The 25,173-nt window shown below is 41.9% G+C and carries 15 protein-coding genes and 1 pseudogene; 9 read left to right on the top strand and 7 right to left on the bottom strand.

Going from position 1 to position 25,173, the window contains the following annotated elements; all coding sequences use genetic code 11:
• The 5 genes from V7K56_RS27270 to V7K56_RS27290 all read left to right on the top strand — a co-directional run.
• A partial coding sequence (locus tag V7K56_RS27270; RefSeq protein WP_334915536.1) for a beta strand repeat-containing protein occupies positions 1 to 2,526 on the top strand: 2,526 nt, incomplete at its 5' end.
• A 249-nt stretch (positions 2,527 to 2,775) separates the two neighbouring features.
• The gene (locus V7K56_RS27275) at positions 2,776 to 6,165 is read left to right on the top strand and encodes a two-partner secretion domain-containing protein (RefSeq protein ID WP_334915538.1); all 3,390 of its coding nucleotides are present in this window, start codon (positions 2,776 to 2,778) and stop codon (positions 6,163 to 6,165) included.
• Positions 6,166 to 6,272: 107 nt separating this feature from the next.
• On the top strand, positions 6,273 to 6,452 hold the full coding sequence (locus V7K56_RS27280) for a hypothetical protein (RefSeq protein ID WP_334915540.1): 180 nt from the start codon (positions 6,273 to 6,275) through the stop codon (positions 6,450 to 6,452).
• Positions 6,453 to 6,485: 33 nt separating this feature from the next.
• Positions 6,486 to 9,089 carry a CHAT domain-containing protein gene (locus V7K56_RS27285; protein WP_334915542.1) on the top strand — a complete coding sequence of 868 codons (2,604 nt, stop codon included), beginning with the start codon at positions 6,486 to 6,488 and terminating at the stop codon, positions 9,087 to 9,089.
• Between the two features lie 42 nt (positions 9,090 to 9,131).
• A complete protein-coding gene (locus V7K56_RS27290; protein ID WP_334915544.1) occupies positions 9,132 to 10,505 on the top strand; it encodes an alpha-amylase family glycosyl hydrolase in 1,374 nt (457 codons plus the stop codon).
• 27 nt (positions 10,506 to 10,532) lie between these two features.
• On the opposite strand, the gene hisD is transcribed toward V7K56_RS27290, so the two are convergent.
• Positions 10,533 to 11,813: a histidinol dehydrogenase gene (gene hisD / locus V7K56_RS27295; protein WP_334915547.1), complete on the bottom strand. Its 1,281-nt coding sequence runs from the start codon at positions 11,811 to 11,813 to the stop codon at positions 10,533 to 10,535.
• A gap of 135 nt (positions 11,814 to 11,948) precedes the next feature.
• On the opposite strand from hisD, the gene V7K56_RS27300 reads away from it, so the two are divergent.
• Positions 11,949 to 12,737, top strand: a complete 789-nt coding sequence (locus tag V7K56_RS27300; RefSeq protein WP_334915549.1) for a tryptophan-rich sensory protein — start codon at positions 11,949 to 11,951, stop codon at positions 12,735 to 12,737.
• 331 nt (positions 12,738 to 13,068) lie between these two features.
• Positions 13,069 to 13,764, top strand: coding sequence for a pentapeptide repeat-containing protein (locus V7K56_RS27305; protein WP_334915552.1), 696 nt, complete (start codon positions 13,069 to 13,071; stop codon positions 13,762 to 13,764).
• Positions 13,765 to 13,786: 22 nt separating this feature from the next.
• Here V7K56_RS27305 and V7K56_RS27310 read toward each other — a convergent pair whose 3' ends face one another.
• The 5 genes from V7K56_RS27310 to V7K56_RS27330 form a co-directional block, all read right to left on the bottom strand.
• The gene (locus V7K56_RS27310; protein WP_334915554.1) at positions 13,787 to 14,311 is read right to left on the bottom strand and encodes a hypothetical protein; all 525 of its coding nucleotides are present in this window, start codon (positions 14,309 to 14,311) and stop codon (positions 13,787 to 13,789) included.
• Between the two features lie 444 nt (positions 14,312 to 14,755).
• Positions 14,756 to 15,133: a hypothetical protein gene (locus tag V7K56_RS27315; protein ID WP_334915556.1), complete on the bottom strand. Its 378-nt coding sequence runs from the start codon at positions 15,131 to 15,133 to the stop codon at positions 14,756 to 14,758.
• 386 nt (positions 15,134 to 15,519) lie between these two features.
• Positions 15,520 to 17,061, bottom strand: a complete 1,542-nt coding sequence (locus V7K56_RS27320; protein WP_334915558.1) for a CHAT domain-containing protein — start codon at positions 17,059 to 17,061, stop codon at positions 15,520 to 15,522.
• Between the two features lie 46 nt (positions 17,062 to 17,107).
• Positions 17,108 to 19,171 (bottom strand): tetratricopeptide repeat protein, encoded by a 2,064-nt coding sequence (locus V7K56_RS27325; protein ID WP_334915560.1) that lies wholly within the window; start codon positions 19,169 to 19,171, stop codon positions 17,108 to 17,110.
• Positions 19,172 to 19,693: 522 nt separating this feature from the next.
• Positions 19,694 to 20,056 carry a hypothetical protein gene (locus V7K56_RS27330; protein ID WP_334915565.1) on the bottom strand — a complete coding sequence of 121 codons (363 nt, stop codon included), beginning with the start codon at positions 20,054 to 20,056 and terminating at the stop codon, positions 19,694 to 19,696.
• Positions 20,057 to 21,425: 1,369 nt separating this feature from the next.
• On the opposite strand from V7K56_RS27330, the pseudogene V7K56_RS27335 reads away from it, so the two are divergent.
• Positions 21,426 to 23,063 (top strand): annotated as a pseudogene (locus V7K56_RS27335) (calcium-binding protein); the annotation flags it as partial.
• Between the two features lie 702 nt (positions 23,064 to 23,765).
• A complete protein-coding gene (gene urtE / locus V7K56_RS27340; RefSeq protein ID WP_334915570.1) occupies positions 23,766 to 24,464 on the top strand; it encodes an urea ABC transporter ATP-binding subunit UrtE in 699 nt (232 codons plus the stop codon).
• On the opposite strand, the gene V7K56_RS27345 is transcribed toward urtE, so the two are convergent.
• On the bottom strand, positions 24,427 to 25,167 hold the full coding sequence (locus tag V7K56_RS27345) for a hypothetical protein (RefSeq protein WP_334915572.1): 741 nt from the start codon (positions 25,165 to 25,167) through the stop codon (positions 24,427 to 24,429). The genes urtE and V7K56_RS27345 overlap by 38 nt on opposite strands.
• Between the last annotated feature and the right edge of the window lie 6 nt (positions 25,168 to 25,173).

Raw genomic sequence — 25,173 nt, forward strand, 5'->3', positions numbered from 1 at the left:
CAACTTTCAGCCTCAACTTTCGGACAGGGGAATGCGGGGAATGTGACAGTGAGTGCAAAAAATGCTGTTGACCTTGCAGGTAACTCTTACATCTTAAGTACGGTAGAACCAGGAGGCGTGGGTAAGGGTGGCAATATCGACATCAATGCAGCAAACCTGTCACTCACTGATGGCGCTCAACTACTAACCATTACTCGTGAAGCATCTGCTACCCGGCCAGCAGGAAGAGGGGATGCGGGGAATGTGAATGTTAAAGTCACAGGTGCTGTTGATATTGCTGGGGAAAAAAATGGTTTTCCCAGTCAGATTACCAGCAGTGTGGACACAGGAACAGTTGGGAATGGGGGTAACATTTTTATCGATTCTGGTTCTTTCTCATTAGGCGATGGCGCTAAACTTTCAGCCTCAACTTTCGGACAGGGGAATGCGGGGAATGTGACAGTAAGTGCAAAAAATGCTGTTGACCTTGCAGATGCTGCCATCCTCAGCACAGTGGAAGCAGGAGGCGTGGGTAAGGGTGGCAATATCGACATCAATGCAGCAAACCTGTCACTCACTGATGGCGCTCAACTACTAACCATTACTCGTGAAGCATCTGCTACCCGGCCAGCAGGAAGAGGGGATGCGGGGAATGTGAATGTTAAAGTCACAGGTGCTGTTGATATTGCTGGGGAAAAAAATGGTTTTCCCAGTCAGATTACCAGCAGTGTGGACACAGGAACAGTTGGGAATGGGGGTAACATTTTTATCGATTCTGGTTCTTTCTCATTAGGCGATGGCGCTAAACTTTCAGCCTCAACTTTCGGACAGGGGAATGCGGGGAATGTGACAGTAAGTGCAAAAAATGCTGTTGACCTTGCAGATGCTGCCATCCTCAGCACAGTGGAAGCAGGAGGCGTGGGTAATGGTGGCAATATCGATATCAATGCTACTTCTTTGTCACTCACTGATGGCGCTCAACTGCAAACTGTTACCGATGCTTTCGGACAGGGGAATGCGGGGAATGTGACAGTGGATGCAAAAAATGCTGTTGACCTTAGTTCCGCTTACATTTTCAGCACCGCAAGAAGCCTGGGTAAGGGTGGCAATATCGACATCAATGCAGCAAACCTGTCACTCACTGATCACGCTATACTTGCTACCGATGCTTTCGGACAGGGGAATGGGGGGAATGTGACAGTGGATGCAAAAAATGCTGTTGCCCTTAGTTCCGCTTACATTTTCAGCACCGCAGGAAGCTTGGGTAAGGGTGGCAATATCGACATCAATACAGCAAACCTGTCACTCACTGATGGCGTTATACTTGATACCGGAACTTTAGGACAGGGGAATGCGGGGAATATTGGCATCAATGCAAAAGATGCAGTAACTGTTTCTGGAACTAAGCAAGGGAGAGGACTTTATAGCTCTTTATTAACATTTAATACTCCCACTTCCACAGGCAAAGGTGGCGATATCACCGTAAACACCAATATTTTTCGCGTATCAGACGGCGCTTTACTAGATGCAGACTCCACAAATAATCAAAAGGGTGGCGATATTACGGTAAATGCAAACGTCTTTGAAGCACTCAACGGCGGACAACTCACTACCACTACCTTAAGCAATGGACGTGCAGGTAAAATAACTGTCAATGCTACTGATACAGTAATAATTAGTGGTATTGACCCTAGTTACAGCGATCGCATTGCTAAATTTCCTGGCAACTTAATAAATATCGGTGCTAACAGTGGCTTATTTGTCAGTTCCACAGGGTCAGGAATCACAGGCGACATCGAAATCAACTCACCCAAAATTACCTTAGACAATCAAGGTAAACTCAACGCCGAATCTACATCCGATAACGGTGGTAATATCAACGTCAACAGCGACTTACTCTTACTCCGTGATGGTGCTCAAATCTCTACCAGCGCAGGTACAGCCGAAAAAGGTGGCAATGGCGGTAATATCAATATCAACTCAAAATTTATCGTTGCAGTCCCCAAAGAAAATAGCGATATCAACGCTAACGCCTTCACTGGATCTGGTGGTAGAGTTGACATTACAACAAACGGGATTTTTGGTATTCTTCCGCAAAAAAGTCCAACCAAAAACAGTGACATTACAGCGAGTTCACAATTGGGAGTGAGTGGGCAAGTAACTATCAACAGTCCAAATACTGACCTTAGTCGCGGCTTAATTCAACTACCCTCTAACCTCGTCGATGTATCCCAACAAATCACCCAAGGTTGCACTCCCAGAAGAGGACAAAATGCCAGTAGTTTTATCGCCACTGGACGCGGTGGATTACCCCAAAGCCCTAACGAACCGTTGCAGGGACGAGCAGTGATTACTGGTTGGGTAGATTTGCCCACACAAGCAACAGCCAAAATCACCAATAAATTATCTACTGCATCTATGACCAAATCTAGCGATCCGATTGTGGAGGCTCAAGGATGGATTGTCGATGCTAATGGTAATATTATGCTCGTGGCTCAATCTCCTCAAAGTTTTTATATTCCTTCTGCTATGTCCTGTAGTCAATAATTCGTTACTCCAAGATTTAAAGAGGAATTCCGATAAAACCCAAGAGGAATCAAAACAATCAGATGTATTATATAATTTTAAGTTTTAAGAACTTTACTCTCATCGAGGTAAAATATCTGCTGAAATTAATTGTAGAAAAATTTATCAAGACGACTAGCTGAAAACCTTTGAAGATGTAGTTATGAAGCAGTGGCTTAAGGATATTGCATATTCACTGGTATGAAATGAGCAAGCGAGGCTGGTTCTGATATGACAACCTGTAAAGATAGGAATTGGCACTCATATTTATTAGGAATTTTTAGTATTATTGGAGTGCTTGCTCATGGCATATTTTGTTGTGAAAATCACGCTTTAGCCCAGATTACCCCTGATGGAACATTGGGTAATAACTCTTCAAAAATCACTCCCAATGTCAATATTAAAGGTAGTGCTGCTGACCGCATTGATGGTGGAGCAGTTCGCGGTGCAAACCTGTTCCATAGTTTTCAGGAATTCAATGTCGGAGAATCCCAGCGAGTTTATTTTGCCAATCCCACAGGAATCTCCAATATTTTCACACGGGTGACGGGAAGTAATATCTCGAATATTCTTGGCACTTTGGGGGTGAACGGCGGTGCAAATTTATTTTTGATTAATCCCAATGGCATTTTATTTGGGAACAATGCACGCTTAGATGTAGCGGGTTCCTTTGTAGCGAGTACGGCAAATTCATTTGTGTTTGGCAATGGGTTGGAATTTAGTGCAACTAATCCTCAGACTCCTTCTTCATTACTAACAGTTAATCCTTCCGCTTTGCTTTTCAATCAACTTCAGGCTGGCAGAATTGAAAACAGTTCAATTGCACCAGCAGAAGATAATATCTTTGGTCTACGAGTACCAGATGGTCGGAGTTTGCTATTAGTAGGTGGAGAAATTGCCATCAATCAAGGTCAATTGAATGCTCCGGGTGGACGAGTGGAATTGGCAGGAATTGCAGGTGAGGGAACAGTCGGACTGAATGTGGATGGTAATAATTTGAGTTTGATTGTTCCTGATGATGTAGCTAAAGCCGATATCTCACTCAGTAATCAAGCCTTGGTTAGTACCAGTGGCGAAGGTGGCGGCGCTATTCAGGTGTGGGGTAAAGGAATTACAGTCAATGGAGGTTCCAAGATTGAAGCCAGCACTTTAGGAGCATTACCTGGAAAAGGATTGAATGTAAATGCTTCTGAATCAGTGCAAGTCCTTGGAGAATCACCTACTGGAATTCGCAGTGGTTTATTTGCTGAAACTTTTGGGACAGGAGATGCAGGAAACCTAACAATTAACACCAGGCAGTTACAAATCTTAGCAGGAGGAAAGATTTCATCTGGTACATACAATGCAGGAGCGGCGGGAGATTTAACAGTAAATGCCTCAGAATCTGTACAAGTGGCAGGTCTGACAGTTAGTGGTCAGTTTGGCAGCGACTTGTTTACTCAAAGTAGTTCTGGCGCCACAGGAGAAGGAGGAAAACTAACAATTAATACATCTAGGTTGCTCGTCGAAGATGGAGGGCAAGTATCGGCTTCTACTTCCGGTGAAGGTGTAGCAGGAAATTTGACCGTGAATGCTTCAGAATCAGTGCAAATAATCGGCATTCCAGACAATCCCAATTTAGGCTACACTGGTATACTTGCTGCATCTGATGGAGTCGGAGACGCCGGAGACATTACTATTAACACTAGACAGTTACTCATCCAAAATGGAGCCGGAATCATAACCGATAACGAAGGTAAAGGGGTTGGAGGGAGTATAACAGTAAATGCCGAATCAGTGCAGCTAGTCGGTACTGCTATTCTTCCACAGTTTTCTAATAGATGGTATCCTAGCAAAATAAGTTCTAACACCTATGACACAGGGCCCGCAGGAAAGATTACAATTAACACCAATCAGTTGTTAATCCAAGATGGAGCAGCGATTTCAGCTCGAACTAACGGTAGTGGGGCTGGAGGAAGTTTGACAGTAAATGCCTCCCAATCAGTTAAACTGATAGGACCTGCTACTAATAGTAATAGTCTATTTCCCTTTCCCAGCAGCTTGTTGACTCAAACATCGAGTACAGGAACAGCAGGAGATTTGACAATTAATACCAATCAGTTGATTGTCCGAAAAGGACAACTATCTGCCAGTACTTTTGGACAAGGGAATGCTGGCAATATAAACATTGATACTGTCACTATGAATATCATTGATAGTCAAGTGGGAAGCAGTGTTTACCGTAAAGGGTTTGCCGGAAATTTGACTATTCACGCTGCCGAGTCAGTGGAAATCAGTGGAAAAATCAAATCGTTTACATCTAATATTGAAAATCCTGCTGGCTTATTTGCTCAGGTAAACCCTCAAGGTGAGGGTCGCGGTGGTAACTTGACCATTGAGACAAAACGCTTGAGTGTCAGTCATGGAGGCAAAGTGCAAGTCGCTACTTTTGGTCAAGGCGACGCTGGTAATCTCACAATTCGTGCTTCAGACGTAGAGGTATTTGATACACCTGTTGATAACCTCTATGCTACAGGTATCAATGCAGGTATTGAACGAGACGCAGACGAAACAGTTATTCCACCCAGAGGCAACGGTGGCGATTTAACAATTGAAACAGATCGCTTGAGTGTAAGAGGTGGTGCAATAGTATCCGTTGGAACTGCTGGCGAGGGCAATGCAGGTAGATTACGAATTCATGCGTCGAAATCTGTGGAAGTCGTTGGCAAATCACCAAATGGTAACTTTAACAGCCAAATCAGCGCTGCGGTTACGCCAGAAGGTACCGGTAGTGGGGGAAGTTTAAAGCTTGAAACTGAGCAGATGAGTGTCCGAGATGGAGGTGAAGTCACTGTCAGTAGTACCGGATCGGGTACGGCAGGCAACCTTGATATCCAAGCTCGTTCTCTGAGCCTAGATAACCAAGGAGCGATCGCTGCCATAACCAGATCGGGGAATGGTGGTAATATTACCCTGAAGTTGCAAGACTTATTATTACTACGCAACGGCAGTCAAATTTCTACCACTGCCGGCAGTAGTAAATTCGGTGGCGATGGCGGTAACATCACCATTAATAGCCCTTTCATTGTCGCCGTTCCCAAAGAAAATAGCGACATCAGCGCTAATGCCTTCACTGGTCAAGGTGGTAGAGTTGACATTACAACAAACGGGATTTTCGGTATTCTTCCGCAAAAAAGCCCAACTGAAAACAGCGACATTACAGCGAGTTCACAATTGGGAGTGAGTGGGGAAGTAACTATCAACAGTCCAGATACTGACCCCAGTCGCGGTTTAATTCAACTACCCTCTAACCTTGTGGATGCATCCCAACAAATTGCCCAAGGTTGCACTCCCAGAAGAGGACAAAACGCCGGTCGTTTTATCGCCACAGGACGCGGTGGATTACCCCAAAGTCCCAACGAGCCGCTGCGAGGACGAGCAGTGATTACTGGTTGGGTAGATTTGCCTGCACAAGCAACACACACAGTCACGGATAAATTATCCACTGCAACTATGACCAAATCTAGCGGTCAGATTGTGGAGGCTCAAGGATGGATTGTCGATGCTAATGGTGATGTTATGCTTGTGGCTCAATCTCCTCAAAGTTCTTTTATTCCCTCTGCCATGTCCTGTAGTCAATGATTCGTTACCCCGATCAGGGGAGGAATTCCTATTATCTAAGTATTTCTTAAGAAAAATTATTACTTTTCACTACTTTTAGCAGAATAAAATTAGGCCAAAGTGTAGATTTGCCTGCACAAGCAACAGCCAGAGTCACCGATAAATCATTTATTGCATCTATGACCAAATCTACCGATCAAATTGTGGAGGCTCAAGGATGGATCATTGATGGTAACGGTGATATTATGCTTGTGGCTCAATCTGGGCAAAGTTCTTCTATTCCCTCTGCCATGTCTTGTAGTCAATAATTCGTTACTCCAAGATTCAAAGGAGGAATTTCGATGAAACTCAAGAGTCATAAAATCCATAAGTTGCCTGTTTTTATGCTCTTGGTTCTGGTGACAACTTTTTTGTGCGTTACTGCTTTTCCTGTTGCTGCAACTTTAAAGACACAACATATCGCAACTCTTGGAGTGTCAATCCAAAATCCGACTGCACAAACACAAGACTTGCTGCAACAGGGTAAAGTGCTGTATGAGGCAGGACAATTTGCAGAAGCGGTTAGAGTTTTGCAACAAGCAGTTAAAAGTTATGGCAGCCAGGGCAGTGAATTGCGGCAAGCTGTAGCATTAAGTAATTTGGCATTGGCATATCAAAAACTGGGTAATTTAATACAAGCGCAACAAGCAATTACAGATAGCTTGAAGTTGCTCGAAAAATCTTCTAATTCCCAAAATCTTCAGGTTTTGGCTCCAATTCTAGATATTCAAGGTAGTATTCAACTAGACTTAGGACAAGCCGAACAGGCACTTAATACCTGGCAACGTGCAGAAGTGAACTATAAGCAATTAGGCGATCGCAATGGCATTACCCGTGATCGCATCAATCAAGCACAAGCATGGCAAGTTTTGGGATTTTACCGTCGGGCTTTGACAATCTTGACTCAATTGCAGCCAGAGTTACAATTAAAACCTAACTCTATTATTAAAGCAGTAGAATTACGGTCTTTTGGAAATGCTCTGCAATTAGCAGGAGATTTAAATCAATCCCGTCAGGTATTACAGCAAAGTTTGTCAATTGCCCAAAAATTAGATTCTCCCCAGGATGTGAGCGCGGCTTTATTTAGTTTAGGGAACACGGCACAAGTACAGCAAGATTTTAAGGGTGCAATACAGTTTTATCAGCAAGCTGTCGCGATCGCTCCTAACCCGATTAGCAGAGTTCAGGCTGAAGTTAATCAGTTGAATCTACTAGTGAACACGGGACAAACAGCCGCCGTGCAGACACTATTGCCGCAAATCCAAACTCAACTGGCACAACTACCTGCTTCTGTGACAACTATTTATGCCCAGATTAATCTAGCTCAAAGCTTGATGAAATTCGGGACTACACCCCAAGCTCTTGCTCAAATCTGCGCGAGAGCCTTGCAACAAGCTGAAGATTTAGCAGATAAACGAGCCGAGAGCTTTGCCCTTGGGACTTTGGGCAGTGTATACGAACAAACTAAACAATGGTCAATAGCCCAGAACCTCACCCAACAGGCACTGAACATAGCCCAAACAATCAATGCTCCAGATATCACTTATCGTTGGCATTGGCAGTTAGGACGCTTGTTGAAACAGCAGGGAGAGATTGAGGGCGCTATTGCCACCTATGATACTGCCATCGGTGAGTTGCAGACTCTCCGTAGCGACTTAGTAGTTGTGAATCGAGATGTCCAGTTTTCCTTTAAAGAAAGTGTAGAACCTGTATATCGAGAGTCCGTAGAATTATTGTTGCAGTTTCAGCAAACTCATCCGAGCGAACCAATCCTAGACAAAGCTAGACAGAGGATTGAAGCACTGCAACTAGCGGAATTAGACGACTTTTTCCGGGAAGCTTGCATTAATGCCAAAACTGTTTTGCTTGACACAATAGTAGATAAAGATAATCCCACAGCCGCGATCGTTTATCCAATTATTCTCCCCGATCAACTCCAAGTGATTGTCAAAATTCCTAAACAACCACTACGTAATTATACAGTAAATAAGTCACAAAATGAGGTAGAAGGTATTATCAGAGAACTCAAAGAGTATCTATTAGAACCCGATCGGGCAGAGGAAGTGCAGGCGTTATCACAGGAAGTCTATGGGTGGTTAATCAAAGAAATTGAGTCAGATTTAAAAGATAGTGGCGTCAAAACCCTTGTATTTGTGCTGGATGGAATATTGCGAAATGTGCCAATGGCTATATTGTATGACGGTCAGCAATATCTAGTAGAAAAATACGCTGTAGCACTCAGCTTAGGACTTCAGTTACTTGCACTCAAACCCTTTACACATACAAAACTCAATGTACTGGCTGCCGGGTTAATGCAACCACCACAAGGCTTTCAACAGCAATTTCCACCGCTACCAGAAATTAAATCAGAATTCGACTCTATTTCCCAAGCGATCGCGTCTACCACCCAGTTACTAGATCGAGACTTCAACAGCAAAAACCTAGAGAGTAAGGTAAATACTGTACCATTTAATGTGTTACATCTGGCAACTCACGGTCAATTTAGCTCCAGTGTTGAGAATACTTTTATACTTGCAAATGATGGGCCGATCAACGTCACGCAATTTGATAGCCTGCTGCGTCGTCGGGATCAAACTCGCCCAGAAGCTTTGGAAATGCTGGTGTTAAGTGCTTGCCAAACTGCTACTGGTGACAATCGAGCCACGCTAGGACTAGCAGGAGCATCTGTGAAAGCTGGTGCCCGTAGTACCTTGGCTTCACTATGGCATATCAGTGATAAATCTACTGCTATCTTAATTGGTGAATTTTATCGTGAGTTAGTTAAAAATAAGGTGACAAAGGCTGAAGCCTTGCGTCGTGCCCAAGTAAAGTTGTTAAAAGATTATCCCAATTACAGTCGTCCTGGCTACTGGGCACCTTATGTTTTAGTTGGTAACTGGCTTTGACAAATTCTATCCACTTTATTGAGTTTAAGAGTAATATCTTTGATGAAAAATATCTTCATCTGTGCAGTTGTAATCTGCACAACTTGTATTTACCCGATTAAGATATTAGCAGGAGAAAAACCTTCTGCAATTTTTCATGCATTTGACCAGCAGTACACTGATATCGAAAAGTTTGTATGTGAAATAGGAAAGCAAGGATATTCTCACATTCAAATTTCTCCAGCCCAAAAATCTAATCCTGCTCCAGAATGGTGGGCACGCTATCAACCTGTAGACTACAGCATTATCGAAGGTAGAGGTTCACTCTTCAATTTAAAAAAACTTATTAGTCAAGCCCACAGTTGTAAGGTCAAAGTGATTGCTGATGTTGTTTTCAATCACATGGCTAATTTAGATGGCAATGATGATTTTGAAGATTTAACGAAATTTCCAGGTCTTTCTATAAATGACTTTAATTCTGATTCAAACCATCCAGGTAAAAAAGCTTGTAACATTAATTATAGTGATGGTAACAGAGATTCAGAAATTAATTGTTGGTTAGGTGGACTTCCAGAATTGAGATTTACCAATAATGTTAAAAAAATTCAAAAAGCCCATTTAAAAAAATTGCTAGATTTAGGAATTGATGGATTTCGGTTTGATGCTGCCAAGCATATCCCAGCAGATGTTATCAAAGAGTACATCAGCTATGTGGATCAACAAAGTAAAGGCAAAGCATGGAATTATCTTGAGGTAATCACAGATAGCGACACCAGTGCAGAAAATTATAACTGGATTGCTGCTGTCACAGATTTTGTTCTCTACAATTCAATGAAAAATGCCTTCAGCTTTGGTGGAGATTTGCGTTCTCTGCGAGTTGCCGCAGGCATAAACAATCCGCGTAGCGTCACTTTTGGCAGAAACCACGATACTATCCGCGAGATTAATTCCAATGCCATTAATCCCTATAGCGATCCTTCTGACTCTTTCCTCGCAACAGCATATATCCTAGCAAGAGAAAGTGGCACTCCTTTAATATTGAACTGGGATAATAGAAATGTTTCTTTTATCAGATATGGTGTCAAATTCCGCCAAATTATGCATCAACGAGGAAATCAGGGAAAAAATATCAAAGAAAATGTTTTAGCAGCCATTGATAGTCCGACTGTATTACTAATGGAGCGAGGTAGTGAAGGATTTTTTGTTGTCAATAAAGGTAAGAATAAATTTGATATCCCAGCACTGGATTTGACCTTGACGAATTTGGATGGATGTTATCGGGAACTCCGTAATAATTTTACTGTTGCGATTGAACGTCGCGAAGGTGGGAAAAAATTTATAACTCGTTGGGGAAACTGGAATAGAGGCGGTATGGAAGTTCAAAAACGCGATGCACTCTACTTTATTCAAGAACCTTTTAATCAATGTCAAATGTAGATACTCCCTCCATTTCTTCTTGGCTTTTTATTGCAAGCGTACAGATACACTACCTGCATGGGCTGGCAAACCTTCTGTTTCTGCTAAGGTGACAGCTGCTTTGCCTAATGTCTGTAATGATTGTTTGTCACATTCTAAAAAAGTAATTCGTTTGAGAAAGTCGAACACACTCAAACCAGAGGCAAAGCGAGCTGAACGGGCAGTTGGCAGTACATGGTTGGGGCCACCTAAATAATCACCAATCGCTTCTGGAGTATAGCGTCCTAAAAACACGCTGCCGGCACACTTAATTTGATTGGCAAGGAGTTGCGGATTGTCTGTGCACAATTCCACATGTTCAGGAGCTAGTTGATTAAGCAATGGTATACTCTCTAGCAAATCGCTGACCAGAATCACGGCTGCATAATTTTGCCAACTAGCATCAGCAACTTCTCTGGTGGGTAAATCGGCGAGAATTTTCTCAACAGCCTTTATTACTTGTTGCGCGAAGATTTCTGAATCAGTAATTAAGATTGACTGGGCACTAGGATCGTGTTCTGCTTGCGATAGTAAATCCCAGGCAATCCAATCTGGGTTGTTCTGGCTGTCGGCAACCACTAAAATTTCTGAAGGGCCAGCGATGCTATCAATGCCAACAGTGCCAAAGACTTGACGCTTGGCTTCAGCAACATAAGCATTACCAGGGCCAACAATTTTATCTACTGGGGCAATGCTTTCTGTACCATAAGCTAATGCTGCGATCGCTTGCGCCCCACCAATGCCATATATTTCTGTAATACCAGCAACTTGAGCAGCAGCCAATACGGCGGGATTGATCTCACCGCTAGGCATCGGTACTGTCATGACAATTCTTTCAACACCAGCAATTTTGGCTGGTAAGGCATTCATCAACAAAGAACTCGGATAGCTAGCCCGTCCTCCTGGTACATAAATTCCCACTTGCGACAGCGCTACCCAATTCAATCCCAGTTTTACCCCGACTGCATCGCTGTAGGCAATATCTTGCGGTAATTGTTTTTGATGGAAAGCTACAATCCTTTCAGCAGCAAATTCCAGGGCAGCCAAGACATCAGCAGGACATTGTGCCGCATGTTCGGCAATAAAGCTTTCGCTTAGATGCAAAGACTGGAGATTGTTGCGGTCAAAGCGGTTAGTATAGTCTTTGACTGCGGCATCACCACGCACTTTCACATCAGCTAGAATCTCACGTACTGTCCCACTAACATCAACTGTAACTTCCCGGCGATCGCTTACAAGAGTTTTGAATTTGACAGAAAAATCTTTGTCGGTAGTTTGAAGTAGCTGCATGGACAGTACCTTAAAAGCAGTGAGTTAATAATTAGTTTAACTCCTGATTAACTTGCTTGAAATGACTGTGGCTTATATGCATGATTCTTTTTGGGATGTAAGCTAAAAGCATAAAAGATTATCAGTTAACATCCTATGCAGCAGTCCACAAGAGGCAATTACCGGGATCTTTGGCGGCAGCTTGTTACTTTGGCTGCAATCTTTGGTGCTTTCTTTATCAACGTATTATCGAATATTTTTCCGCTCAATGGACTTAGCATCGGGGAAATTTCCAATACTTTGTTTAAAAATGTCCTGATTATCCCTGCCAATTACGCCTTTGCTATCTGGGGGCTGATTTACCTTGGGTTGTTTGCTTTTGGGGTATACCAAGCTCTACCTAACCAACGACATGAGCCTGATTTACGTGAGACAGGTTATCTGTTGGTGATTGCCTGTGTTGCTCAAAGTATTTGGGTGTACCTATTTTTGTCTAGGCTTTTTGCTTTTTCTATAATTGCAATGCTCTTAATACTGTTGCCCCTGATTGGTGTTTATATGCAGTTAGAAATTGGCAAATCGCGTGTACCTTGGCTGAAAAAATGGTGTATTCACTTTCCTATTAGTATTTATCTAGGCTGGATTAGCGTGGCGACCATTGTCAACGTAGCGTGTGCCTTGGATTTTCACAGGTGGAACGGTTGGGGGATTTCTGCTGTAATTTGGACTCTCGTTATGGTATTGATTGCAACAACAATTGCAGCAGTTATAGTCATCCAGCGTCGAGACATCGCTTATGCAGGAGTAATACTCTGGGCATTGGTAGCAATTGCACTCAAGCATTCTGATAACTCAATGCTTAGAAATACCGTATTGGTTTTGGCAATTGTCCTAGTTTTAACCGCTACGATTAACAGCTTACGCACCCAACAAGAACATATTTAAGTATGATGACAAAACAATTAAAAATAGAAAATTACGAATAAAACTTTAGTTGTGGGATACAAGCCTACTTTAAAAAAGAATTATTCCAAGGCGCAAGGCGTCAAGAGTTCCAGAGCTTACGGCTTAAGTCGTGGGATTGAATTTTGAATTTTGAATTTTGAATTCAAGCGAAGCGAGTGACATACCCGCCCAGCGTCGGTCAAGAGAGAACTTTTAGTAAGCGTTCGTTAAGCACGCACAATAATGGTCGGTTGTTACACACATCAGTCTGATTGTTATTACCCTGAATAGTTAGAACCGTAATCGTCTGAAAAGGCCAAAATTCATAGAAATGAAAAATATTATCTCGATTGGTTGGAATAATTGGTTAAAACGGCATAAAGAATCTGTTTTATTATTTGACTCAATTGCTGCCGCTAATGAGATTGCTTTAATGCTTAACGGTCAATGGGATGGTTGCAATGGTGTAATTGTGGCTTCTGGTGATGAGGTAGCTGTTAACACTGCTGCCAAACTATTAAAAGCTACATGGTGTTATCAAGGCGCATCAAAAGCTATTTTAGACAGAGTAACAACTGATGAAATTTTACGCCGTTATGCAATCGGAGAAAGAAATTTTATTAATGCTAATTTGAGGTGTGCAGTACTTGCATCAATGAAGCTGAGTGAAATTAACCTAAGTTATGCCTTGTTGAGTTGGGCAAACTTAAGTCAAGCCAATCTAAGTAAAGCTGATTTAACAGCAGCAGACCTAACTCAAGCGAATTTAAGTGCAGCCGACTTGAGTAAAGCATATCTAATGAGGGCAAATCTAAGTGAGGCAGACCTGCAACGAGCTTCACTTCAGGGAGCTAACTTAAGTAGTGCTAACTTAAGTGAAGTCAACCTCACTGGTGCAGATTTAACAGGAGCTAATCTGTCGCTAGCAGACCTAAAAGGGGCAAATTTTCACTTGTGCAATTTGAGTGGGGCTAATCTAACAGATGCCAAATTAATTGAAAGTGACTTGGCTTTTGCTAAACAATGATCGCCAAACTCCAGTATTACCTTTAGTCAGTTCCGCCCCAAGTCCAAGTAGGATTGCCATTCTTTAAACGATTTTTTAGCACTACTAGGGGATAATCATTAGGATCAGAGCCGCCAGCCAAATCTAAGATAAAGTAAACTTTACCTTTAACAAAATGCATCCGTAAATAATTAATCTTTCCAGAGTAGTCTTGCCCATCAACCTTAGTCATTCCAGCAGAAGCAAAGCATTTAGCATATTTTGGCTTGAGTGTCCCAACCCATGTAACGCTAAAGCTATTACTGGCTTGAACAGAGATGTTACTGGCATAGGCACTTAGGTTAATAGAGCCATCTGTTGCAAAACTGCCTTCTTGATAAGGATGGGATTTTTCAGTGACAATCACCTTGTCTGGACAGCTTTGTTTTTGCTCGTTTTCACTATAAACTTTTAGCTCAATGTTTTGTGATTGATTTTGTGCTTGGACGCACCAGTTGCACAACAGAGGCAGTAAACCAATACTTGTGCCTATAATCAAAATTAAAGGTCTAAATGAAATTATACTCATATCCGAACAAATACTAAATTTAATATAGTATTAGATTTTAGTAACTAATTGGGAAAATTTAAGACAGGGTAATTACTGAAAAAGGGAAAAGGGAAATATTGAAGAATAAAAAACTTTTTCCCACAATGTTCAAGTCCCTGTTGCGAGAAGTGGGGAAAGAAATTGCAAATTAAAAATTGCGAATTGGTGTGACACTTTCCTGATTGAACAAATATCACTTGTCTGACGACACGCTGCGCGAACACGTTTGACACGGCTAAGTTTCTTCACCACGAAGCCAAGGTAGGATTATGGTTAGAATAATCCAGAAAACAAAGCTGGCGATCGCACCTGTGCCAATACTGTAACAAAAAGCTTGTGTTTGGTAGAAAGGAATATCGGGAGATGGGGTTTGTTGAGCGATAATGACAGAGGATGCAATCTGGCTTGTTGCTAGCCCAATACCTACAATAGTAAGATTATTCTCAATGTTGCGATCGCAATATTGATAAGATCGTCTGGGGGTATTGCCATCGCAATATTCCCAATATGTTCTGGGGGTATTGTAGGTTGATTCTGTTGACTGGGTTTATAGTATTTGTTGAGTTCTTGAGTTTTATATTCTGTCTGAATATTGATTCGTGCATCATGGTAAGACTCCTTAAGACAGTCGTTTTCTGCCAATTCTAGCAAGCGGTCAAGAGCATTATCCTTTTGTCCGTTTGCAAGCATTTCACCAACTTCATTGATTTCCTGCTGTAAAGCTATTGGTAAAGGAGAATCTAATTCTACCAAAGCTATTAAAAAGGCGCGGAGGGTGAATGTTTGTGATTGGTCAAGCATAGAATGGAATAGGGGGTAAAGGAAATAAAGCTATATATCATGTCCGCTTGATTGTTTATCAAACCCGAAGAACCCCACCCCCGCCAAAGCTACGCTTTGTCTCCCTCGACCGGGGAAGGGTTAGGGGGTACCGTGTATACACAAGTCTCAAGTAGTTGATAAATCTCGGTTTTACCCCACCCTAACCCTCCCCTTATAAAGGGGAGGGAACTAGATTTCTTTTTCCCCCCTTTATAAGGGGGGATTAAGGGGGGTAATACGACTTGTATATACACAGGAGATTAGGGGTGGGGTGCGATGACTGTGGTAATCATAACTAATTATACGGACATTATATAATACTTAAAATAGGTAAAAACCGCTGGCTTTCCAACGAACGGCTGCTTTTACCCTGTTGTACTTGGTTTACCAGTTAAAATAAAGCCAGCCGAATAATAAGGATCAGCATAGGGAGGTTCGGTAAATTCCTTCTTCTTTGTGTTATTTTCACTAATTTCCGCTTCTGTTTCCAGAGAGGCTTTCAATTGGGGTTCATTCAATTCCTTGGCTAACTCTCTATACCACTTAGCTAAATCTTTATAGGTTAACTGACGTAGCCAATCTTTTGCTTTTCTCAGTGCTATGGTAGGGGTTTGTCTTTGCTTGAGTAACTGGTAAAATTTAATTATGAGTAAAGCAGTGGAACGTTCATCGACTCTCCACAGGGTACTAACAACGTGGTTTGCTCCCTTAGCAAGAAACCCACTTACTAAACCAACATATTCATCGATTGTCCTCTCTTTGCTGAATTCCTGGCTAGTGATCCCAGTTTCGCAAGCAGAAAGACAAATTAGTTGATACTTTCGTAAGTCTAATTCTAGACACTCAAAAATGTCACCCAAAGTCAATTTCTCTGTGTCTGCTAACATCAAAGCTGATTCTATCGGGTTTTCTAAAATATGATAGCCATGTCCTGTAAAGTGAAAGTAACCTTCATACTCTCCTAAAGCTTCGATCAATTTAGTTTTTGTTCTAGCCGCCTCTGGCAATTTACCATATTTTGGATATAGGTGGTAAAGAGTAGCAGATTGAATTTGTGTAAAGGGCAAGTTATTTGAAGGTTCTATATTCAGAAGTTTTGGGCTATCGGTATTTTCGCTGTTTGATGTCAATTCCAATAATTGCAAGCCAATCTGAAAACTTGGTAAGTAAGTAATGATAAAATCTTTCTCGTTAAATAGGTAATCTAGGGGTAATAGGTGTAATTCCCGGTGGGGAATGAGAATCAAGTTATCAACATCTTGGAAATTCTCTTGAACAATGCGCTTAATTTCTAGAATTTCACCAAGAGTTTCCAACATAGATTTCATATTTTTCCGCCAAGGAGTCGTTTCTTTATCTATGTCAGAAACATTACAGTAATCCTGATAAGACTTTTTCCATTGCTGCATCCAGCTTTCAAAACGCTGAAGCTGATAAAAATGAGGACGAGAGTCTTTCTGTTGTAATTTGGTTGGTAATTGTGGTGACAGGATTTTTAGGGGTTCATTATGTTTGATAATGAAAGTTGTGATAGCAATGGGGCTGAGATGCCAGTAAATTGCCGCAGTTTTGGGATTAAGTAGTTTTTGCGTCTGTTTAAACTCAAACTCCTCGGTAGGCGGTTTATAAATTGAACCTTCCCTCAGCCAAGCAAGGCAAATATTTTTGCGTATCTCTGCTGTTTCTAAAGCTTGTATGTGTTTCTCTAGAACTTTTGACTGTGCAAGGATATCTACCCGCATTTGATTAAAAACCGCTAATTTTCTGTCTATGTTTATTCTTTCTTGCTCTGATTTGGATTCTTCGTTCAATTCTTCTAACAGCTGAGTCCCTTTCTCCAAATTTTCTTGGAATTCTTCAGGGTTATCCGATGAATATACTTTCAGCAATTCTTGCAAGAATTGCAAGTGTTCCTCTGGAAACTTATCAAATGTCAGGAACTTAAGGGCTTCTTCATAGCTTTTTTTTTGCTTCAGATAAATTTGAGAAAAGACTTGGTTGTTGCATCATGTAATCTTGCAACTGTTTCAATTTTTCAGGATGGAATTTGCTGCTACTTCCTCGCTCATTAGGTGTTAGTATATGTCCCGAAGTTTTTACAGCAGCTTCCTTATTTAGAGCAGATATGTTTGCTAAACCCTGATTCTTATTCCAAGCTTCCCACCACTGAGGATCTATACAGTTAAGAGCGCGATTATAAAATTCAATGGCTTCTGTATCTCGCTCTAACTTAACGAGTACATTTCCTTTGTTAATCAAAGCTTCATGCTTATCTGGTTTTAATTTAATGGCTTTGTCGTAGGATGCAACAGCTTGTTCGTAGCGTCCCAAATTCCCCAGCGCAATCCCTCGGATGTTCCAAGCCGAATCGTCGTCTGGTTTAATTTTCAGTGCTTTGTCGTAGGATGCAACAGCTTGTTCGTAGCGTCCCAAAGACACCAGCGCAATCCCCCGGATGTTCCAAGCCGAATCGTCGTCTGGTTTAATTTTCAGTGCTTGGTCGAAAGATGCAACAGCTTGTTCGTAGCGTCCCAAAGACACCAGCGCAATCCCCCGGATGTTCCAAGCAAAATCCTCGTCTGGTTTAATTTTCAGTGCTTGGTCGAAAGATGCAACAGCTTGTTCGTAGCGTCCCAAATTCCACAGTGCAAACCCCCGGTAGTTCCAAGCCACATCGAAGTCTGGTTTAAATTCAATGGCTTTGTCGAAAGATGCAACAGCTTGTTCGTAGCGTCCCAATTCGTCCAGCGCAAACCCCCGGTTGTACCAAGCCTTATCGTCGTCTGGTTTAAATTCAATGGCTTTGTCGTAAGATGCAACAGCTTGTTCGTAGCGTCCCAAATTCCACAATGCAAACCCCCGGTAGTTCCAAGCCACATCGAAGTCTGGTTTAAATTCAATGGCTTTGTCGTAAGATGCAACAGCTTGTTCGTAGCGTTCCAATTTGTCCAGCGCAAACCCCCGATTGTACCAAGCCACATCAAAGTCTGGTTTAAATTCAATGGCTTTGTCGTAAGATGCAACAGCTTTTTCGTAGCGTTCCAAATTCCGCAGCGCATTCCCCCGGTAGTTCCAAGCCACATCGAAGTCTGGTTTAAATTCAATGGCTTTGTCGTAAGATGCAACAGCTTGTTCGTAGCGTTCCAATTTGTCCAGCGCAAACCCCCGATTGTACCAAGCCACATCAAAGTCTGGTTTAAATTCAATGGCTTTGTCGTAAGATGCAACAGCTTTTTCGTAGCGTTCCAAATTCCGCAGCGCATTCCCCCGGTAGTTCCAAGCCACATCGAAGTCTGGTTTAAATTCAATGGCTTTGTCGTAAGATGCAACAGCTTGTTCGTAGCGTTCCAATTCGTCCAGCGCAATCCCTCGGTTGTACCAAGCCACATCGTCGTCTGGTTTAAATTCAATGGCTTTGTCGTAAGATGCAACAGCTTGTTCGTAGCGTCCCAATTCGTCCAGTGCAATCCCCCGGTTGTTCCAAGCCTCATCGTAGTCTGGTTTAAATTCAATGGCTTTGTCGTAAGATGCAACAGCTTCTTCGTCGCGTTCCAAATTCCGCAGCGCATTCCCCCGGTTGTACCAAGCCACATCGAAGTCTGGTTTAAATTCAATGGCTTGGTCGAAAGATGCAACAGCTTCTTCGTAGCGTTGTAATTTATCTAATGCAATTCCTCTACCTCGCCAGTCTTCTGAATCTTGGGGGGTAAGTGCGATCGCTCGATCAAAATCTGCTTGTGCTTGCTGCGCTTGGTCAATTTTTTGGCAAGCCAATCCTCGCCATACTAGTGCCAAAACGTAGTTTGGCTTAATTCTCAAAGCTTGGTTCAGGTATTCAATAGACTCGTGGTATTGTTCCAGATGATAACAAGTCAGACCCAACCCATAACTTATTTGGGGGTTTTGCGGTTCCAGTACAGCAGCTTGCTGAAAAATCTGTAAAGCTGCTTGGTAGTCTCCTTGATCAAGTTGGTTGTGTCCTTGCTCTAGTAAACTTGCCACACTAGTATTTGGCATTATTGCCTAAAGTCTAATATTTGATTGATATTATAACTTCTTGGCTGAGTAAGAGGCTGTTTATACCCGCATTTCTCACAAGCTTTGCGTAGGCGTAGCCCGCCGCAGGCATCGCCTATCTCGTAATCTTTACCAAAACCGATTTCAAGCCTTTTTCGCGGCTAATAATTTTAGCACAGTGCAAAACGCATAAATCTAGGTTTTATAAGGCTTTGAGAGATGTGGTGAAAAATCCGGGTTATAGAATCTATTTGGGATAATTATTACAAGAATGATAATGTTTATTGCTAAAATCACTAAACAAAGCAACTACTACCGCAAGGCGGAAGTCAAAAGGAGCCAGTGCATTGGGCGGGTTCCCCGACTTGAAGCAACTGGCGTTCAAAAGTCAAAAGTCAAACAGGTATACATCATAAGCCTCACCACAACGCAGTGGCTCCCCGATGTATTGGGGGAAACAAGAAAATCCAGTTCCCTCCCCTTTCCAAGGGGAGGGTTAGGGTGGGGTAAAACCCAGATTTATCAAGCAACAGCCTCTTGCTTAGGCTTTCGCACCGGACGCTTGCGATCGCTTCGACGAACGCCCCCTGCCATTTTGTACTCATCGCTATTCTTGCCATACTTTGCAGCTACACTGAGTAACATGTGTTCTGTTAGCTCCATCAGCGACTTTTCGGCAACTTCTAAGGCTCCCTGAGTCAGATCCACGGTGGAGAGGCTTGAGTTATAAGTTTCCAATTTGTCTTGGGTTGTTTTGATGAGGGCTGCAAAGGAGTCAATTGTTACCCCATTGCCTAAGTCTAAGGTGGGACTGATCGATTTCAAAGCCGCAATCCGACGCTGTGCTCTATCAAGTACTTTAGACCCACGTTTTGGACGTGACATAAATCACTTTCCTGTTATTAATAATGCGCCAGGACAAAAACTGAGTTATACCCTGAACTGTACAGCACTAGAATAGACAGAATTAGGGTTAATTGACACCCGCATAATTCAGTATAAATTTATTTATTTATTACAAATATATTAAGTAAGTTTATGTAAACTATTGGAGATTACCCAAATTCAATAAACGACTGCCCGAATTCAATAAACGACTGTCCGAATTCAATAAACGACTGTCCGAATTCAATAAACGACTGCCCGAATTCAATAAACGACTGCCCGAATTCAATAAACAACTGCCTGAATTCAATAAACGACTGCCCGAATTCAATAAACGACTGCCCAAATTCAATATAGGAACTTAGCAAATTTGCTTTTATTAACACAAAAGCGATGGCTTTGCCAACGCCTGCCGTAGGATGCCCGTACCCCTGCGGGGAAGCAAGCTACGCGTAGCGTCTCCTTGAGGAGAAGGGCTGTAGGGCGAACGCAAGAATTGAAGCAATGCAAACAAAGCGTAGACACTGCATCGGCGAGTCAAGAGACATCGCACAAAAATTTACACTAATTCCTCATGCTTAAACTATGTAAAAATATTTAAAACCTATTTAAAGGTATAAAAACATACTACAAATTAAAATAAGAAAGGCGATCGCCCTCGCCCAAGAGTTTGCGTAGGCGTAGCCCGTCGCAGACATCGCCTTTCATTTAACCCCTACAATTGGAGTCAACTATGATCATGGCACAATCAAAAAAGTTCGCCAAATCACAACAAAAGCAGTATTTACCTATCCAAGGCAACAACGTACCCCCTCTAAATCTATTTGACCAAAAGCCATCGCCAAAAGGGGTAAAAAAATATTTGATACATTAATTAAATAGGTCAGCAGAATAAAACCCTCTTTCCTCCTACCTCCTGCCTTGTTTCTTTTAAGAGGGATAATGTGAAGAATATGCTTTAGACGTGTTTTTAAGCAAAGACATCTAAGTAAATACGATAGTATATGGTTAGTGTTAGGTTATTTAGATATTCTGTATTTTTAAGGTAGATATGCACGCAAAAATTCTTAAAACGAGGGTATAAAAATCTTCTTATTTGTCAGTAGTTAACTATTGACTTGAATTTACACCCTGATTAATTTGTACAGTGCCATTCAACTTAGATAGTTTGAGAAAAAATCAATACTACTGAAAAGCCTTTTCATAGGGTGAATCTTTGATGAATATTACTGTTTCTAATTCTTAATGTATAAAGTATGCCGAAAACGTCTATTTCGGTAAGTATTTTGTGCCCGAAAACAGCACTAAATTCAAGGTTGAGAACTGAAATTACTGAAAAAATGGAACCAGGTAGGTAAAAATTATGGCAAATATCATTGGAACCAGTGGCTACGACTTACTAGAGGGTGGTACTGGTAATGATACTTTAACTGGTGGTACTGGGAATGATTCTTTAACTGGTGGCGGTGGCCAGGATAAATTTGTTTACAACATGGGCGATGACACTGATACAATCACTGATTTCGGTGGCATAGGTAAAGGAATTAACCCGACAGCAGCAGTTATTGCTGAAGTGGACACCATTAAATTCCAGGGCGCAGGATTAACTGCTCAAAATTTACTGCTGACCCAGAATGACAACGATCTAGAAATCACCTTTGAAGGGAATGTTAATACCATAGTTATCCTGGAAAACTTCAAACTAGAAAACTTGGAGAATCTGAAAGCGTCTGGAGCAAAACCAGCTCTTGGTAATATCCTATTTGACGGGCAAAATAGTATCACCGACAGCTTTAATGTCCTCGATTCTAACTCTACTGAGACTAGCCTGGGGATCAAGAACACAGTAACTTTTTTCAATGACCTCAACAATAACATTACGGGTTTAGAAGACTCAAATGATGTAGTTAATGGGCAAGGTGGTAATGACAAAATCGATGGCTTGAGTGGAAACGATTTGCTGCGAGGTGGTGCGGGTGATGATACCCTCATTGGTGGTGTGGGAAATGATACCCTCATTGGTGGTACGGGAAATGACTCCCTTGTTGGCAATAATTTGCTTTCTGGAGGCTATGGCAATGATTATCTCTCCATCTCTGGCTACGAGAGCTTTAGCTACCCAGACTACGAATACAACTCTCGCTCGTCTGGTAAAAACACCCTCTACGGTGGCGCTGGTGACGATAACTTGAGTGCTAGCGGTTCAACAGGCAATAATTTGCTCTCTGGGGACGATGGCAATGATTATCTCTCCATCTCTGGCTACTATAAAGGAAATAACTACGGAAACTACGAGTCTCGTTCCACAGGCAATAATACCCTCAATGGTGGTGCAGGTAAGGATACCTTGAATGCTGACGGTTCAACAGGCAATAATTTGCTCTCTGGGGGTGATGGCGATGATTATCTCTCCGTATCTGGCTACTACAGCTATACTCCCAGCGACCCGTACTCACCCCGCGACGTCTCCATCACATACGAGTCTCGTTCCATAGGTAATAACACCCTTAACGGTGGCACTGGGGACGATAACTTGAATGCTAGTAATTCAAAAGGTGATAACTTACTGGATGGTGGTGCTGGCAATGATTATATCTCCGCCTCTAGCGCCTTTGGTAAGAACACAATCTATGGTGGGAGTGGGAATGATATTCTTATAGGTGGTTTTGGTAATGACACCCTCTATGGAGGAACTGGTACTGATACCTTTGTTTACAATAGTTACAATCAAGGTGTTGACAGTATTTATGATTTCAACGCGACTAATGAACTGATTCAGGTATCGGCTGCTGCCTTTGGCGGCGGGTTATCACCAGGTTCACTTAAGGCAAGTCAGTTTACCCTTGGAACATCTGCAACCACAAGCAATCAACGATTTATCTATAACAGTGCTACAGGTGGACTGTTCTTTGACCTTGATGGCAATGCGTCTGGGTTTACTCAGGTCAAATTTGCACAACTATCTGCTGGATTGTCAGTTAGTGAAAACAATTTTGTGGTTGTTTAATCATCGTAATTAGCGCTCTTTGAGAGCCAAGCGATACAGTTTGCAAGGTGCTATTTTTAGCATCTTGCATTCGATTACTTAATGCGAGCCATTTTGAGAAGCGATAGCGATTCTTGCAGAGATATAGCCGTAGTCACACAGATTAGGACATAAGGATGGGGTGAATGCTAGAGTTAGCAATAGTTTTACCTCCTGCCTCCTGCCCTCTGCCCTCTGCCTCCTGCATACGTTATTTTCAGATTATGGAAATGGCTATCAGTCTGTCATATTACCCCTACTTAGTTGCATTCGCAATCAGGTATTATAAGAGGATGTTTGAAAAATCTGTGGTGGTGTATCAAATATTTGATTACCCCACCCTAACCCTCACGCCACTTGCTCCACTTGGGGAAACCCCAAGACCGCAGTGGCTCCCCTTAGAAAGGTGAGGGAACTGGATTACCTATAACGATTTGCATTCAAAAATATTAGTTTTGGCAGGCAAAAAGAGCAGCGGAACCAGGGGGAGAAATACTACATCTAGATTGCAACTTGGTATTAGTCTTCCCCTTTTCCAAAGAGGGATTAAGGGGGGTAAAAATGCAATTCAAATCATAGCTAACCATTTTTAAAACAACCTATAAGAGATTAACCAGACTTTTAATAAATGAGCATTGCTAGTTAGAGACTTAATATCAAAAATAAACAGTTAAAAATTATTTTATGCTAAAAATTTCTAATCTTAACGTTTATTACGGCGAAAGCCATATTCTCCGCAATGTAGATTTGAGCGTACCATCTGGGCAAATGGTTTGCCTAATTGGACGCAATGGTGTCGGAAAAACTACCCTACTAAAAACTATCATGGGTTTACTCAAACCCCGCAGCGGTACTATTAATTTAGCTGAAGAATTAATCAACTCTAAATCCCCAGACCAAAGGGCAAAGTTGGGAATTGGTTATGTCCCCCAAGGAAGAGAGATTATCCCTCGGTTAACAGTTAAAGAAAATTTACTACTGGGGTTGGAAGCTAGACGCAAACCAGTAAAAAAAGCAGAAATTTCAGAGGAAGTTTTTAGTTTATTTCCGGTGTTAAAAACCATGCTTTCGCGGATGGGTGGTGATTTAAGTGGAGGACAGCAGCAACAATTAGCGATCGCACGTGCTTTAATGGGAGAACCTCAATTACTCGTCTTAGATGAACCTACTGAAGGTATTCAACCCTCCATCATCTTAGAAATTGAAGCCGCAGTCCGTCGCATCATCGAAACCACAGGTATTTCGGTTTTATTAGTAGAGCAACATTTACACTTTGTCCGTCAGGCTGATTACTATTACGCCATGCAAAAAGGTGGTATTGTCGCCTCCGGTTCCACAGCCGAACTTAGCCAAGATGTGATTCAGCGCTTTTTAGCTGTTTAATTTTTGATACTTCTATATCAATTGTATCGGTAGCAATCAAGTCTGCTGCCTCTTGTAGAAGCTCATTTTGTTCCTTTTGAATTGCTTCTAAGCGACTAGAAATTTCTGCTAATCGTTGTTGTTTATTTGGTTGAAAACTTTCAGGTAGTAAAGCTGGTAGGTTATCAGCTTTTTTAGCACCTGTAATTCGTTGAACAGCAAAACTCCCAACTTGAGTTAAGAATAGAAAACTAACTTGAAACAAAGCCAGAAGCAATTTTAACGGAACTTTGAGTATTGACCAACTAGCAGTCTCAATTAAACGGACAATTGCTTTGATGATGCTCCAAAGTAGAGCAAGTGCAAACAGCAAAATTACTACGCTAATAATTGGATGGTTAGCCGCCCAACCTAGTATTTGAACTAATCGAAAAAATATCGGGTGTTGTGTTAACCAATCACTTACAGAAGATGTGATCGCATCTTTAACTGCTCCCGATGTTGTACTCTTAAATTTATCAGCAGCTTGCCAAGTTTGCTCTAAACTTGTTGTAACTGTATCAATTGCTCTATCAGTTGTGGTAGTGGCTGTTGTCTTTAAAGACTCACCAGCTTGTTGTGCTGAGTTACTTAGAGAGTTAACGCTTCCGCTCACAAAATCTTTCACATTTTGCCAGCGTTGTAAAACTTCATTAGGTAAATGTATGTCTATTTGGGATGTCATAAAACA

The sequence above is a fragment of the Nostoc sp. genome (assembly GCF_036917535.1).
Taxonomy (GTDB): Bacteria; Cyanobacteriota; Cyanobacteriia; order Cyanobacteriales; family Nostocaceae; genus Nostoc.